The 14,949-nt window shown below is 64.3% G+C and carries 11 protein-coding genes; 6 read left to right on the top strand and 5 right to left on the bottom strand.

What is annotated here, in order from left to right:
• Positions 1–109 precede the first annotated feature (109 nt).
• Both AC2FL1_RS04865 and AC2FL1_RS04860 read right to left on the bottom strand, forming a co-directional pair.
• Entirely contained in the window at positions 110–1,189 is a 1,080-nt protein-coding gene (locus AC2FL1_RS04865) for a T6SS phospholipase effector Tle1-like catalytic domain-containing protein (protein ID WP_496828240.1), read from the bottom strand.
• Positions 1,164–3,455: a xanthine dehydrogenase family protein molybdopterin-binding subunit gene (locus AC2FL1_RS04860; RefSeq protein ID WP_496876161.1), complete on the bottom strand. Its 2,292-nt coding sequence runs from the start codon at positions 3,453–3,455 to the stop codon at positions 1,164–1,166. Before AC2FL1_RS04860 ends, AC2FL1_RS04865 begins: the two co-directional genes overlap by 26 nt.
• A 161-nt stretch (positions 3,456–3,616) precedes the next feature.
• On the opposite strand from AC2FL1_RS04860, the gene AC2FL1_RS04855 reads away from it, so the two are divergent.
• The gene (locus AC2FL1_RS04855; protein ID WP_496876160.1) at positions 3,617–4,345 is read left to right on the top strand and encodes a dienelactone hydrolase family protein; all 729 of its coding nucleotides are present in this window, start codon (positions 3,617–3,619) and stop codon (positions 4,343–4,345) included.
• Here AC2FL1_RS04855 and AC2FL1_RS04850 read toward each other — a convergent pair.
• Positions 4,318–5,229 (bottom strand): LysR substrate-binding domain-containing protein, encoded by a 912-nt coding sequence (locus AC2FL1_RS04850; protein WP_496876159.1) that lies wholly within the window; start codon positions 5,227–5,229, stop codon positions 4,318–4,320. The two genes, AC2FL1_RS04855 and AC2FL1_RS04850, sit on opposite strands and share 28 nt — an antisense overlap.
• A gap of 105 nt (positions 5,230–5,334) precedes the next feature.
• Between AC2FL1_RS04850 and AC2FL1_RS04845 the strand changes: the two genes are divergently transcribed.
• The 4 genes from AC2FL1_RS04845 to AC2FL1_RS04830 all read left to right on the top strand — a co-directional run bounded on the left by AC2FL1_RS04845 (position 5,335) and on the right by AC2FL1_RS04830 (position 11,627).
• The gene (locus tag AC2FL1_RS04845; RefSeq protein WP_496876158.1) at positions 5,335–6,222 is read left to right on the top strand and encodes a phytanoyl-CoA dioxygenase family protein; all 888 of its coding nucleotides are present in this window, start codon (positions 5,335–5,337) and stop codon (positions 6,220–6,222) included.
• Positions 6,223–6,580: 358 nt separating this feature from the next.
• A complete protein-coding gene (locus AC2FL1_RS04840; RefSeq protein WP_496876157.1) occupies positions 6,581–9,742 on the top strand; it encodes a valine--tRNA ligase in 3,162 nt (1,053 codons plus the stop codon).
• Positions 9,743–9,824: 82 nt separating this feature from the next.
• A complete protein-coding gene (locus AC2FL1_RS04835; protein ID WP_496828252.1) occupies positions 9,825–10,157 on the top strand; it encodes a DnaJ family domain-containing protein in 333 nt (110 codons plus the stop codon).
• A 72-nt stretch (positions 10,158–10,229) separates the two neighbouring features.
• Complete coding sequence (locus AC2FL1_RS04830; protein WP_496876156.1) at positions 10,230–11,627, top strand: alpha/beta fold hydrolase; 1,398 nt, start codon at positions 10,230–10,232, stop codon at positions 11,625–11,627.
• 170 nt (positions 11,628–11,797) lie between these two features.
• Here AC2FL1_RS04830 and AC2FL1_RS04825 read toward each other — a convergent pair whose 3' ends face one another.
• The gene (locus tag AC2FL1_RS04825) at positions 11,798–12,580 is read right to left on the bottom strand and encodes a crotonase/enoyl-CoA hydratase family protein (protein ID WP_496876155.1); all 783 of its coding nucleotides are present in this window, start codon (positions 12,578–12,580) and stop codon (positions 11,798–11,800) included.
• Positions 12,581–12,653: 73 nt separating this feature from the next.
• On the bottom strand, positions 12,654–13,724 hold the full coding sequence (locus AC2FL1_RS04820; RefSeq protein WP_496876154.1) for an SMP-30/gluconolactonase/LRE family protein: 1,071 nt from the start codon (positions 13,722–13,724) through the stop codon (positions 12,654–12,656).
• 92 nt (positions 13,725–13,816) lie between these two features.
• On the opposite strand from AC2FL1_RS04820, the gene AC2FL1_RS04815 reads away from it, so the two are divergent.
• On the top strand, positions 13,817–14,923 hold the full coding sequence (locus AC2FL1_RS04815) for a pyridoxal phosphate-dependent aminotransferase (RefSeq protein ID WP_496876153.1): 1,107 nt from the start codon (positions 13,817–13,819) through the stop codon (positions 14,921–14,923).
• The last annotated feature ends 26 nt before the right edge of the window (positions 14,924–14,949 follow it).

The raw sequence follows: 14,949 nt of genomic DNA, 5'->3' as shown, positions 1-14,949 counted from the left end.
GCCGACCGGCACGCATTGCGCGACCTCACAACGATCACCCGCCCGAGGCGGCGGCACGCCGCCGAGATATCGTCTTGCGCCGCAGGCGCGCAATCTGGCAGCGGCCCGCTTAGCCGTAACTGCGTGAGCGCAGGTAGGGGGCCGGCAGGCCGGCGGGCAGCGCGTCGCCGGTTACGCTTTCATGCAACCGCTCGCTGGGGTCCTTGCCGACGGCGCGGGCCGAGCGCAGCAAAAATATCTTGCCCCACCCGTTCCATGTTCCGACCGAAGGCGCGTTGGGATCGGTGGGAAAGCGCGCGCGCCAGCCCTCGGGCAGCGGCAGGCCAAGGTTCTCGGCCCGCTCCAGCATCCAGACAAGCGAGAGATTGGCCAGAGGCCGGGCGCGCTCATCCCCGCCCAACTGCCCGCCCACATCACCATGCGTGCCACGGAACCAGACCTGCTCCACATGGCCACGGAATTCGGGCTTGCAGTCCCACAGGATCGGCTCGAATACGTCGCGCGTCTCGTTCAGCGCCAGCGCATGATAGCCATGGCGCACGCTACGGCCCAGATGGTGGCTGTGAAAGGCGTGCCGCTGTTCCGACAGGCGCCACAGCACCGGCAGCCGCAAGCCCAGCGCCTTGACCGTGTCCCAGACCCCGACCATTTCGATCATCACGTCGTGGTGGCAATAGAGATCGCGAAACACCTGCGCATGCGGTCCCTGGACGTCGCATTCATAATGGCGATAGGCTTGCCGGATATTGCGCACCGTGGCATGTTCGGCCTTCAACAGTCCCACCATGTCGATCACCCCGGCCAGACTGCGCACCGCATAGGCGCCGCGTGAATATCCCAGCAGAAAGATCCGGTCGCCAGGCCGATAGCGCGACGCAAGATATCCGTAGGCCCGGCGGATCTGGCGGTTCAGCCCTCGGCCCATCATCACGTCCGGCGTCGTGCGCCAGCTGGTCCATTGCACACCCGCCTCGTAGAAGACCGAAACCTGCGCCCCCATCTCGCACATCAGCCGATAGGTCTGGCCCGCATGGGTCTCGCGCCCCGGCTCCAACGTCGACATGGTCCCGTCGAGGATGATCACATGGGTTTGCGGTCCGCGCTGGCGTACCTCGCCTGAATGGGCGGCGCTGAGCGGCCGCCCCAGCCATCCCAGTAGCTTCCTACTCAGCCGCGACAGGTTCAGCATTCAGCATTTCCCATAGCCTGAGGGGGGTAAAGGGCATATCCGCCTGCCTCACCCCCCGATCCCAGATCGCATCCTGCACCGCGTTCGCAATCGCGGCCAATGCGCCGACCGTACCGGCCTCGCCACAGCCTTTCATCCCCATCGGGTTGGCTGTCGACGGCACCGGCACCGAGGTAAACCCGATGATGGGAACCTCGCTTGCGCGTGGCAAGGCATAGTCCATGAACGTTGCCGTGAGCAGCTGCCCCTCGTCGTCATGCACGACATGTTCGCAAAGCGCCTGACCGATCCCCTGCGCGACTCCCCCGTGCACCTGTCCTTCGGCGAGCAAGGGATTGATCAGGTTCCCGAAATCGTCCCAGACCCGGTAACGGTCCACCTGGGCATGACCGGTTTCCGGGTCGATCACGATCTCGGCAAGATGAGCGCCGTTGGGATAGGACCGACCCGGCAGTTTGGCCCGCGCGGCATGGCGCAGAAGGTCATTGCGCCCGTCGGCCCGTGCCATCGCAGCGGCCTCCAGCATCGAGGGCGTCAGATTGGAGCCCGGCGCCCGAAAGGTTTCGTCGTCAAATGTCACCTCGCTCTCCTCAACCCCCATCTTGCCCGCGAGAAAGGGCGTGAATGCGGCAACCATGCGTTCAACTGTGGCCAAAGTTGCATTGCTTTGCACCGTGACCGAACGCGAGCCGCCGGTACCGCCGCCCTGCGCGATGCGGTCGCTGTCGCCCTGCACCACCCGGATTCGGTCCATCGGCAGCCCGGTTTGGTCGGCCAGAAATCGAGCATAGACAGTCTCGTGCCCCTGTCCGTTCGATTGGGTGCCGACCATCAGGTCCACGGTGTCATCCTCGTTGAAAGCGATCTCCGCGCCTTCGGAAGGATCGCCCAGAATGCTTTCGATATAGTAACACACTCCGATCCCGCGCAGCAGACCTGACTGGGCATCGGCCTCGCGACGTGCCGCAAAGCCCTGCGCCTCGGCCTCGGCGAGCCGCAGCAAGCGGTCGAAATCACCCACGTCATAGGTCTCGCCCGTCGCGGTCTTGTAGGGGAACGCCTCGGTCCGGATGAAGTTGCGGCGCCGGATCTCCCAGGGGGTGACACCCAACTCGCGTGCGGCCCGATCCATGACCCTTTCCAGCACATAGATCGCCTCGGGCCGCCCCGCCCCGCGATAGGCATCTACCTGGGTGGTATTGGTGTAGTACCCCTCGACCTGCAACCAGGCGGTCTGGATGTCATAGACCCCGGTCAACACGCGCGAGAACAGCTGAGTCTGGATCGCTTGGCCGAAATGGCTGTTATAGGCGCCCAGGTTGCAGCGGGTGCGCACCCGGTAGGCGGTGATGCGCAGATCGGCGTCAAAGGCCAGTTCCGCCAGCGAGGTCAGGTCGCGACCATGATTGTCACTCAGCATCGCCTCGGTCCGGTCCGACATCCAGCGCACCGGTCGGTTCAGCACCCGTGCCGCATGGGCGACGGTGAAATATTCGGGGTATGGCATCGCCTTCATGCCGAACCCACCCCCCACATCGGGGGTAGTCACCCGCACATCCTCGGATGCGATGCCCAGCTTCTCGACCAGTTGCGCCTTCATCCCCCAGACACCCTGGCCGCCATAGGCGAAATGCAGTCGCCCCTCGACCATCTCGGCGTAACAGCCGCGCGGCTCCATCGAGTTGGTGATGACCCGGTTGTCGTCGACCTGCAACCCGACCACATGTGTGGCGCTGGCAAAGGCCGCCTCGGTTGCGGCCTCGTCGCCCAGCCCCCAATCAAAGGCACGATTCTCGGGAGCCTCCGCGTGGATCGCCGGGCCGCCCGGGCCCACGTCGGTTATTACCGGAAGGTCGCGGATATCCATGCCCATCGCTTCGATCGCGTCGCGGGCCTGATCGGCGGTTTCGGCCACCACCATCGCCACCGCCTCGCCGACGAAGCGCACGTGATTGCGCGCCAGCATCGGTCGTTCCGGCGCTGCCCCCTGACTACCATCGCGATTGGCCATGGTGGTGCCGCTCAGCCCCACCTTGACCCCTGCCGCTTCGAGATCGGCCAGTGTCAGCACCAGATGCACGCCCGGCATCTCGCGCGACGCGCCCAGGTCCAGATCGAGGATTTCACCATGTGCCACCGGCGAGCGAAAGAACATCGCCACCAGCGCGTCACCCGGAACCAGGTCGTCGACATACCGGCCCTGGCCGGTCAGAAAGCGTTGGTCCTCGATCCGCGTAACCGGCTGGCTTTTGCCGAATTTTTCCATTGCTTTCCCCTTCGCCCGCATTCTGCTTCACCCGAGACTAGCCTGTGCCCACGGCTTGTCCAGTCGCCCGGCGATACCGCAGAGTGCGCCTCTGAGCCCTACACCAGTGGTACCACGCTCAAGCGCGTGGATTTGTGCACGCAAAAGGCTTATAAGCGCGCATGTGCAGCTGGAACCCGGATGAGTGTTTCACCTTCGCCGCCCCGTTGGACAGCGGGCGCGAGGCCCGACACAGCGTGCATGTCAAAGGCTCCGGTCCGCCCATCCTGCTGTTGCAGGAACTGCCCGGTATAGGCCCCGAGACACTGGCACTGGCCGACCGTCTGATCGCGGCGGGGTTCACCGTCTACCTGCCACATTTCTTCGGAACCTTCGGCAAGACCACCCTTGTAACCAACGCCGTCCGCCTGTTCTGTGTCCGTCGCGAGTTCAACATGTTTCTCAGGGGTCGACAAAGCCCGGTTGCCACGTGGATGCGCGCCCTTGCCCGCCATATCCGCGAACGCGAGGGCAGGAGCGGCATCGGCGTGATCGGCATGTGCCTGACAGGCAGTTTCGCCCTGACGCTGATGGCCGATGACGCCGTTCTGGGTGCTGTGGCCAGCCAGCCGGCCCTGCCCGTTTTCGGGGGCGACGCACTGCCTATGAGCGAGGCCGACATTTCCGGTGCCCGTGCGGGCATGTCCGCCAAGGGGCCAGCCCTGGCCATGCGCTACCGCGACGACAAGATGGCCCCCGCAAGGCTGATGCGGAACCTAGAAACTGCGTTTGACGACGGGCTGGAAACGGTCGAATACCCCGGCAACCGGCATTCCCTTCTTACGCTGCATTTCCACGAACCGGCCTATGCGCGGGTCGAAACCTATTTCCGCGCGCGGCTGGGCGCCTGATCCGGCGCCACCCGCAGGTGATCCAGTAGCCACGACCGGAAGTGGCGGGCGGGCTCGCGTAGCCGCGCGCGATCCTCGCAGACAAGGTGATAGCGCTCCAGCCCCGCCGACTCGACCCCGGGCAGGCAGCGCACCAGACCATGCCGCGCCATCAGCGTATCGCTGGCAGGCGCCCGCGCCAGCGCCAGCCCGACCCCTTCGGCCGCCAGCGCCGCCGCCATCACCGTGTTGTCGACAAACAGGAACTGCCCCGCAGCCGGTGACAGGCGCAGCGCCTCGAAGAGGCGCAACCACCCCGCCCGATGCGCCGAAACGTCGATCAGCCGATGCCGCAACAGGTCCTCCGGGCGGGTGATCCCAGCCGCCAGATCGGGATGCGCCACGGGATACAGAAGCTCGCCCATCAGATCGTCCGCCTGCCCGCCAAATAGAGCCGGGTTGCCGAACACGATCTGCATATCCGCCACCGGCCCCTGGAAATCGGCCACGTCATTGCCGGTTCTCAAGCGCAGATCGACACCGGGATATGCCGCCATGAACCCGCCCAGCGCCGGGGCCAGCACGCCCTGGGCAAACAGCAGGATCGAGCGGACATAAACGATCTGCTCACCACCGCCCCCGAACAGCCCCGCCGTCGTGGTCTCGAGCATCAAGAGTGACTGCTGCACACCGGGCAGATAGGCTCGCCCCCTCTCGGTCAGCACCACCGAATGCGCCCGCCGCTCGAACAGCGCCACGCCCAGATGCCCCTCCAATGCCTTGATCTGCTGGCTGACCGCCGCCGCCGACATGTTGAGCTGCGCCCCCGCCCGGGCAAAGCTCTGCGTCCGCGCCGCCGCCTCGAAGACACGCAACCAGTTGAGCGAGGGGATCCGCGATACCATGACCGCAAGGCTAAGCTGAACTTGCTCTGACCGGCAAGACATACTGTTCTGAACCGCGCAACACCGCCGCTATCCTGCCGGAAACGCGAACAGACGGAGACCGCGATGCCCAGCCCCATTCCCACCGCGAACGGCCACCTCTCTGCCGAGCAGACCGCGCAATACTGGCAGGACGGCTTCCTGCACCCGTTGCAGGTGATGTCCGCGAGCGAGGCCGCCACCCTGCGCGCCGAACTGGAACAGATCGAGCGAGACTGGCTTACCGCCGAGCTGCCGCTGCCACTCAACATGTACAAGCGCGTGAATGCCCATGTGGTGATGCCGCTCGCCGCCCGCATCGCCCGCGATCCGCGCATCCTCGACCTGGTCCAGGGCGTGCTTGGCCCCGACCTCCTGGTCTGGTCGGCCGAATTCTTCATCAAGGAACCGCGCACCACCCATGTGGTCGGCATGCACCAGGACCTGACCTATTGGGGCATGGGCGAAACCCCCGACCAGGTCACCGCCTGGCTGGCGCTGTCGCCCGCGACGGTGGAAAGCGGCTGCATGGACTTCGTGGCGGGCAGCCACAAGAACCCGATCCTGCCGCATACGGATACCTATTCCGAAAACAACCTTCTGTCGCGCGGGCAGGAGATCGCCGTCGACGTGGCCGAGGCCGACAGGACCCATATCGAACTCGCGCCGGGCCAGATGTCACTGCACCACGGGCTGACCATCCACGGCTCCGGCCCCAACCGCTCGGACGACCGCCGCATTGGCATGGCGATCCGCTATCTCAATCCCAATGCGCGCCAATTGGTGGCCGAGCGCGATTATGCCATGCCCGCACGCGGCACAGACAGTTCAGGCAATTTCATCCCAGTCGACGCACCCGCGCGCCTCTTCTCCCCCGAGGCGCTGGCACTCTACGAGCGCATCCGCGCCGACCAGGCCAAGGCCCTGGCCCAGGGTGCCAGCAGCGCGGTGCCGCTCTATCAGACAGCCGGATAGACCCCCGGCGGTGCACCCGGCCCCACGGGTGCGCCATTTGAGTATTTGTAACCAGAAAGAAGCAGCAACGAAGCGCCCCGATCCGGTGGCCGTCCGTCCGCAAGGGGATAATCCTGCCGCGGGACAGGGGCGGCTTCTTCCTGGTGCGGTCATCGGCTCTCCAGCCTGTACCGCCTCCCCAGCTTGCGGCGATTCTGGTTAACAAAGACTTGCCGCTTCTTTCTGGTCAAAAATACTCATTTCCGCCCGCATCCGCCGGCGATCCGGCCCGAAGCAACAAGAAAACATGACCAGCCGCCTTTTCCTTCGCCCCGCCTTTGGGTAATTGATCCCTCGATTGACCGAAGGGATCCCCACGATGGCGATGGAAAAGACATTCGACGCGGCCGAGGCCGAGGCCCGCATCACCAAGGCCTGGGAAGAGGCCGGCGCCTTCAAGGCGGGCGCAAACCGTTCGCGCGACGAAAGCTTTACCATCATGATCCCTCCGCCCAACGTTACGGGCGCGCTGCATGTGGGCCACGCCTTCAACAACACGCTCCAGGACATCCTGACCCGCTGGCACCGGATGCGCGGTTTCGACACGCTCTGGCAGCCCGGCCAGGACCACGCGGGCATCGCCACCCAGATGCAGGTGGAAAAGATGCTGGCCGCGACGGGGCAGCCCTCGCGCCGCGAACTGGGCCGCGAGGAATTCCTCAAGAAGGTCTGGGAGTGGAAGGGCCAGTACGGCGGCACCATCGTCGATCAGCTCAAACGCCTCGGCGCCTCCTGCGACTGGTCGCGCAATGCCTTCACCATGGCGGGTGCCGCCGGCGACCCGCGCACCGGCCATGAAAATTCTCCGAATTTTCATGATGCGGTGATCAAGGTCTTTGTCGACATGTACAACAAGGGCCTGATCTATCGCGGCAAGCGTCTGGTCAACTGGGACCCGCATTTCGAGACCGCGATCTCGGACCTCGAGGTCGAGAATATCGAGGTCGCGGGCCATATGTGGCACTTTAAATACCCGCTCGCGGACGGCGCCACCTATACCTATGTCGAGAAAGACCAAGACGGCAACATCGTGCTCGAGGAAGAGCGCGACTATATCTCCATCGCCACCACCCGGCCCGAGACCATGCTGGGCGATGGCGCCGTGGCCGTGCACCCCTCGGATGAACGCTACGCCCCCATCGTGGGCAAGCTCTGCGAAATCCCGGTCGGCCCGAAAGAGCACCGCCGCCAGATCCCGATCATCACCGATGAGTACCCGGACAAGGATTTCGGCTCGGGCGCGGTCAAGATCACCGGCGCGCATGATTTCAACGACTATGCGGTCGCCAAGCGCGGCGGCATCCCGCTCTACCGACTGATGGACACGCGCGGCCAGATGCGGGCCGACGGCGCGCCTTATGCCGAAGAGGCGGGCAAGGCGCAGGACTATGCGCGCGGGCGAGCGTTCACCGAGAACCAGATCGACGTGATCAACCTGGTTCCCGACCATCTGCGCGGCCTCGACCGGTTCGAAGCGCGGGCGAAAGTGGTCGAAGAGATCACCAGCGAGGGTCTCGCCGTGATGACTGTGGCCTCGGACCCGCGCCTGGGCACCACCGCGCTGAAACCCGGCGCCGAGGGGGCGGATGCCATCGTGCCGCTGGTCGAGGCCAAGCCCATCATGCAGCCCTTTGGCGATCGCTCCAAGGTGGTGATCGAGCCGATGCTGACCGACCAGTGGTTCGTCGACGCCGAAAAGGTCGTCGGCCCCGCGCTGGACGCGGTGCGCGACGGCACGGTCAAGATCATCCCTGAATCGGGCGAGAAGACCTATTACCACTGGCTGGAAAACATCGAGCCCTGGTGCATCTCGCGCCAGCTGTGGTGGGGGCATCAGATCCCGGTTTGGTATGGGTTCGACCTGTCGACCAACGGCTTTTCCGACGATGAGAACGACGGAGCCCTCGACCTGGTCGAGATGGGCCGCCTGCTGTCGGAACAAAAACTGCTGCTGGGCGACGAACATCATTTCTGCGCACCTGATTTCGAGGCGGTCATCCGGCAGGTCGCCGATGCCGAGGCCCCCCTGCCCACGCCGCTGAACCATGCCCGCGTGATCGAGGTCGAAGACCGCGCCGCCGCCGTGCATGCGCTTGCGGCAGGGCTGGCCGAATACGAGATGTCGCAGGACCCGACCAAATTGGTCTACCCGGTCTGGCGCGACCCTGACGTGCTCGACACCTGGTTCTCCTCCGGCCTCTGGCCCATCGGCACGCTGGGCTGGCCCGAGGATACCGACGAGATGCACCGGTACTTCCCGACCTCGGTCCTGATCACCGGCTTCGACATCCTGTTCTTCTGGGTCGCCCGGATGATGATGATGCAGCTTGCGGTCGTGAACGAGGTGCCGTTCCACACCGTCTATCTGCACCAGCTCGTCCGCGACGAGAAGGGCAAGAAGATGTCCAAGACCACCGGCAATGTCATCGACCCGCTGGAGATCGTCGACGAATTCGGCGCCGACGCATTGCGCTTTACCAACGCCTCGATGGCGGCGATTGGCGGGGTGCTGAAACTGTCGAAAGAGCGGATCACCGGCTATCGCAACTTCACCACCAAGCTGTGGAACGCCATCCGCTTTGCCGAGATGAACGAGGTCTTTACCGACGCCGTGCCTCGGCTCAGCGCCGCCGAGCTGGCGCCCGAGGCCGCTGTCAACCGCTGGATCATCGGCGAAACCGCCCGTGTACGCGAAGAGGTGGATGCGGCGCTGGACAGCTATCGCTTCAACGACGCGGCCAACGCGCTTTACGCCTTTGTCTGGGGCAAGGTCTGTGACTGGTACGTGGAACTGTCCAAACCGCTGTTGCAGGGCGAGGATACCGAGGCCCAGGCCGAGACCCGCGCTACAATGCGCTGGGTGATGGATCAGTGCCTGGTCCTGCTGCACCCGATCATGCCCTTCATCACAGAGGAGCTTTGGGGGCTGACCGCCGAGCGGGCCAAGATGCTGGTGCATGCCGACTGGCCCGTCTACAAGGCCGCAGATCTGGTCGATGACGCCGCTGACCGCGAGATGAACTGGGTGATCTCGGTGATCGAGAACACGCGTTCCGCCCGCGCCCAGATGCGCGTGCCTGCCGGCCTCTATGTGCCCATGATCGTTACGGAAATCGACGATCACGGACAGGCGGCCTGGGACCGGAACGAGGCGCTGATCAAGCGTCTGGCGCGGATCGACAGCCTGACCAAGGCCGATGCGATGCCCAAGGGCTGCATCTCGATCGCCGCCCCCGGCGCGGCCTTTGGTCTGCCGCTGGCCGAGATCATCGACATCAGCGCCGAAAAGGACCGGCTGGAAAAGGCCAAGGGCAAGCTGGCCAAGGAGTTGGGCGGCCTGCGCGGACGTCTCAACAACCCCAAATTCGTGGAGTCCGCGCCAGACGAAGTGGTTGAAGAAGCGCGCGAGAACCTTGCCGCCCGCGAAGAGGAAGAGGTCCGGCTGAACGAGGCGCTGGCGCGACTGGCCGAACTCGGCTGATCCTTTCTCTGCGCCCCAAAAAGTGGCCATGAATACCCCCATCGGTGTCGCCACCGGTGGGGGTTTTTGCTAGGCTGCCCGCATGCTGAACACATTGCGCAGCCTGATCGAACGCCAGATCCTCAAGGCCCGGGCCGAGGGCAAGCTCTCGGGTCTTGAGGGCGAGGGCAAACCCCTGCCCGACCGCAGCCAGGAGGCCTTGAGCGACCCTGCTGTCGCGGCCGGTTTCCGGATCATGGCGCAGGCCGGAGTAATCCCCGAGGAGTTCTCTCTGAAAACGCAACTCGATGACGCACGCGCGGCCTTTGCCCGGCTGAGCGACCCGGCAGAACGCAAAGCGGCCATGGCACGGATCGCCGATCTCGAGATGCGCTACAACATGGCGCGTGACGCGCGGCGCGCCTTTCTGAAATAGGATCACGCAAGTCGGCGATATCCATGTATGATCGTCCGCAAGGGTGTAGGGCACTCAACGGGGGATCGGATCATGGAGCGTCGTCTCTGCGCCATTCTGGCTGCCGACATGGCAGGCTACACGCGCCTGATGGAGCGCAACGAAAGCGATGTTCTGGGGCGACAGAAACTCTATCGGCGCGAGTTGATCGACCCCGCCATCGCGCAGGCGGGTGGCCAGATCGTCAAGACGACCGGCGATGGCATGCTGACGCGCTTCGACACGGCGCAGGCCGCCGTGCGCTGTGCGCTCGAGATCCAGCAGGCCATGCAGCAGCGTGAGGCCGACACCCCGCGCAAGGAACGCATCCAGTACCGCATCGGCATCAATATCGGAGATATCCTTTTGGAGGACGGGGATATTTTCGGTGACGGGGTGAATGTCGCGGCCCGGCTGGAGGCGATTTCGGAACCTGGCGGGATCTGTATCGCGGACATCGTACACCAGATTACACAGGACCGGGTAGCGGAGTCTTTCACCGATCTGGGCCTGCAAAAGGTCAAGAACATCACACGCCCGATCCGTGTCTGGCAATGGGTGCCGAACCGTAACCAGGACAAAAGCCCCGATATCGCCCGTTCCCAGGCCCAGCATGTATCGTTCTGCATTGCAGCGGACGGCACACAACTGGCATGGGCGCGGATCGGCAAGGGGCCGAGTGTCCTGAAGGCACCAAACTGGCTCAACCATCTCGACTATGAATGGCGCAGCCCGGTCTGGGGGCCGTTTCTGGAGCAGATGTCGCACAGATGCGATCTTGTCCGCTTCGACCAACGCGGCAATGGGCTTTCCGATCGGGACCCGGCCGAGATTTCCGAGGACGCGATGATCTCGGACATCGGCAGCATCGTCGAGGCGGCTGGCCTGAACCGGTTCGTTCTCTTCGGCATCTCGCAGGGTTGCGCATTCTCTGTGCGCTATGCCGCTGAAAACCCGGAAAAAGTTTCAGGCCTGGTGCTGATCGCGGGCTATCTTCGTGGCGCGCTCAAGCGCAATTCGCCCGAACAAACGGCCCTGTCCGAGGCGACGAACGTTCTCATCCGCGAAGGCTGGGGATCACCCAACCCGGCCTATCGGCACCTGTTCACCGAAAGCATGATGCCGGATTCCACCGAGGCGCAAAAATCCAGCTTTGACGAGTTACAGCGGGTCTCATGCTCGCCGGATGTGGCGGCCCGGATCAATACGATGAACGCCTCGGTCGAGGTTTCAGACTATGCGCCCCGCATCAAGGCTCCAACACTGGTTCTGCATTCCGAAGGCGACCGACGCGTGCCTGTGGCTGAGGGGCGCAGGATGGCAGCGCTGATCCCCGGCGCGCGCTTTGTTACCCTGCCCGGGAACAACCATGCCCTGATCGATGACTCACCCGCACTGGACATGTTCCTTTCGGAATTCTCGTTGTTTATGGCAGAGATTGACGAAAGTTGAGAAAGAAGAGTAGCGGATTACATTGCCTCTTCGTACTTGGTGAGACCCCTCCTAGGAGTTCAGCCGGTAGAAGTGGAGAGCACGCATAGGTGCAGGTCAATTCCTGAAAGGAATTGGCACAAATCTTCGCCGAGGATTTGTCTTCAGACTTTCGCGAAAGTCTGAACCCACTACTTGAAGACCGGTGCGCGCCCTTGCATCTGGGCCGCGATGACTTCCATCTGATCCGGCTTGCCGATCAGTTGTGCCTGTTCTTGCGATTCCGCCAGCAAAATTTCGGTTCTCTGCTCCGATTCAGCAAGCTCGATCAACCGCTTGGCCGATCGCATCGCCGAGGGGCTCTTGCCCGCGATCTCTTGCGCCAGCGCGGTGGCCTCGGCCAGAGGATCATCAGCCAGCTCGGTCACCAGCCCCCACTCGGCTGCCTTGGCGGCCCCGATAGGCCTCGCGGTATAGGTGAGCAGGCGCAGCACATCCGAGCGCACCAGTTGCGGCAACAGAACCATGCCGCCCATATCCGGGATCAGGCCCCATTTCATTTCCAGCACGGATAGTTTCGTATCCGGTGCGGCAATCCGGATATCGGCGCCCAGCGCAATCTGTAACCCACCGCCATAAACCGCCCCGTTTAGCGCCGCGATCACCGGTACCGGCACCCTGCGCCAGACCAGCGCGACCTCCTGAAAGTCATTGGCATCGTGATGGCTGCGCGGCATCAGCATCTGGACCGGATCCTTGCCGGCAAAGGCCGCGAAGTTCGACACGTCGAGTCCGGCGCAGAAACTCTTGCCCTCGCCCGACAGCACCACCGCCCGCGCGTCCGAGGCCGCAACCTCTTGCCCCGCCGCGATAATCGCCTTGAACATCGCCTCGTCCAGCGCATTCATCTTGTCACCCCGGGTCAGGGTGACAAATGCGATATGGTCCTTGTATTCGACGGATACGCGCGCCATCTGGTTCTCCATTCCTGTTTGGCGCCAGACTGCCCGGTTCCGATCCGACTTGCCAGCAGGACGTGGGGGCAGATCAGGGCAGGTCGGCGGCATCCATGCGGGCGAAGCCGGGGCTATCCAGCGTCATGACATAGAACCGCTCGCCCACCTGCTTGCCGCCGGTGGTGATGCCCAGCCGGCCATCGGGGTCCTGTACCGTGCGCAGGATGCGCCCCGTTCCGTCGAACTGGATCAGCATGCCGCGATGGATCGGCGCGGGCCGCACCTTGGGGCCCAATCGCCAGACCACCTTGCGCAGAAAGGGGTGAGGCATCAGCGCCTCGGCCGGGACGCGCGGGCTGGCAAAGGCCAGCCAATAGGTGCCGTCGCCCTGCGCCTCGAGATTGTCGGGATAGCCCGGCAGGTTTTCCAGGAACACCTCTGTCTGTCCCGCCTTCTCGCCCTTGAGCCACAGCCGGTGCACCCGCGCCCGCCCGGTCTCGTTGATCAGCAGGAAATCCTCGTCCGGTGAAAGGGCGACACCATTGGTATAGACGAAACCGGTCGCGATCTTCTCGACCCTGCCATCGGGCGTGCGCCGGGCGACATAACCGGTATCGGACTGTTCCCAGACGGTCATGACCGAGGTGGGTTTGGTGCCACCCAGGGTCCTGGGATCGAACCGGTCGGTGGAGTTCGAGAAATAGATGGTTCCGTCGCGCCCCAGATCCAGCTGGTTGGCATAGATCACCGGTGCACCGTCGATCCGGTCCACCACGGTCTCGACCTTGCCGGGTGCTGTCCAGCGCAGGACGCCCCGGAAACTGTCCGCGATGTAAAGCGCGCCGTCCGGTCCGGCCTTGAGGCCCAGTGGCCGCCCGCCCAGCCGGTCGACCAGTTCCGGCACCGCGCCGTCGATGCGATAGAGATTGCCTGCAAGCGACGCCGTATAGACCGTGCCGTCCGGCATCACGGCCAGATCCTCGGGGCCGATTTCGCCGTCTGGGAGCGGTACGAATTCGACCTTGTCCAGAACCCGGTTCTCGGCGAAATCACCGATAAATCCGGGGTTTTCCGGCGGGTGATAGGCCACGGGCGCCACCGGAATGGGCCAGAACAGCAGATAGCCAAGGCCAGCGAGCAACAGGATCAGAACGTAACGCATGGGCACCTCTCTGCACTTGGGCGCACCATGCGAGGCGGGACCAGCAAAGGCAAGTCTTGCCCGGCGCCACGGCTTGCGCTTATGTGGCGCGCATGACCGGACCACGCTATACCCCGCTTGCCCAATCGCTGCCCGCAACCGTGCCCTTTGTCGGCCCCGAGACGCAGGAGCGTCAGCGCGGCGCGCCCTTCGCCGCGCGGCTGGGCGCGAACGAGAATATCTTTGGTCCCTCGCCCCGCGCCATCGCAACCATGCAGCAGGCGGCGGGCGAGATCTGGATGTATGGCGACCCGGAAAACCACGACCTGCGCGCGGCGCTTGCGGTGCATCACGGGGTTCGGCCCGACAATATCGTGGTGGGCGAAGGCATCGACGGGCTGTTGGGCTATCTCGTGCGACTGGTGGTGGGTCCGGGCGATCCGGTGGTCACGTCCGAGGGCGCCTATCCCACCTTCAACTATCACGTGGCGGGCTTTGGCGGGGTGCTGCGCAAGGTGCCCTATGCGGGCGACCACGAGGACCCGCAGGCGCTCTTTGCCAAGGCAGCCGAGGTGGGGGCCAAGCTGGTCTATCTCGCCAATCCCGACAACCCGATGGGCAGTTGGCTGAAGGGCGTCGATATCGTGGCCGCAATGAAGGCGCTGCCCGAGGATACGCTGTTGGTGCTGGACGAGGCCTATGTGGAATGCGCCCCCGAGGGCACCGCCGTTCAGGTCGATGCCGACGACCCGCGCCTGATCCGCATGCGCACCTTCTCCAAGGCCTATGGCATGGCGGGCGCGCGGGTGGGCTATGCGCTGGGGGCGCCAGAGTTGATCGCCGCCTTCAACAAGGTGCGCAACCATTTCGGCATTAACCGCGCGGCCCAGGCCGGGGCGCTGGCGGCGCTGGCCGATAGCGACTGGCTGACCCAAGTGCAGGAACAGATCGCCGAAGCGCGCATCCGGCTGGGCGAAGTCGCGCGCGAAAACGGACTGATACCGCTGCCGTCGGCCACCAATTTCGTGACCATCGACTGCGGCAGAGATGGTGCTTTTGCCAAACGGGTACTCGATAGCCTGGTCGCATCTGGCATCTTTGTGCGGATGCCCTTTGCCGAGCCACACAATCGCTGCATCCGCGTCAGTTGCGGACCAAGGGCCGATCTGGACGCGTTTGCCGCCGCCCTGCCCGCCGCCTTGGCGGCGGCACGCCGCTGATCGCAACGGATTTACCTGACATTCAG

This window comes from Ruegeria sp. YKSF070 (genome assembly GCF_059612725.1).
The sequence above is the reverse complement of the archived record's forward strand: the minus strand, read 5'-3'. Positions and strand labels throughout refer to the sequence as shown.

Coding starts and splice junctions, on each gene's coding strand:
- AC2FL1_RS04865 (WP_496828240.1), bottom strand. CDS start 1,189: ATGCTGAACCTGTCGCGGCTGAGTAGGAAGCTACTGGGATGGCTGGGG.
- AC2FL1_RS04860 (WP_496876161.1), bottom strand. CDS start 3,455: ATGGAAAAATTCGGCAAAAGCCAGCCGGTTACGCGGATCGAGGACCAA.
- AC2FL1_RS04855 (WP_496876160.1), top strand. CDS start 3,617: ATGTGCAGCTGGAACCCGGATGAGTGTTTCACCTTCGCCGCCCCGTTG.
- AC2FL1_RS04850 (WP_496876159.1), bottom strand. CDS start 5,229: ATGGTATCGCGGATCCCCTCGCTCAACTGGTTGCGTGTCTTCGAGGCG.
- AC2FL1_RS04845 (WP_496876158.1), top strand. CDS start 5,335: ATGCCCAGCCCCATTCCCACCGCGAACGGCCACCTCTCTGCCGAGCAG.
- AC2FL1_RS04840 (WP_496876157.1), top strand. CDS start 6,581: ATGGCGATGGAAAAGACATTCGACGCGGCCGAGGCCGAGGCCCGCATC.
- AC2FL1_RS04835 (WP_496828252.1), top strand. CDS start 9,825: ATGCTGAACACATTGCGCAGCCTGATCGAACGCCAGATCCTCAAGGCC.
- AC2FL1_RS04830 (WP_496876156.1), top strand. CDS start 10,230: ATGGAGCGTCGTCTCTGCGCCATTCTGGCTGCCGACATGGCAGGCTAC.
- AC2FL1_RS04825 (WP_496876155.1), bottom strand. CDS start 12,580: ATGGCGCGCGTATCCGTCGAATACAAGGACCATATCGCATTTGTCACC.
- AC2FL1_RS04820 (WP_496876154.1), bottom strand. CDS start 13,724: ATGCGTTACGTTCTGATCCTGTTGCTCGCTGGCCTTGGCTATCTGCTG.
- AC2FL1_RS04815 (WP_496876153.1), top strand. CDS start 13,817: ATGACCGGACCACGCTATACCCCGCTTGCCCAATCGCTGCCCGCAACC.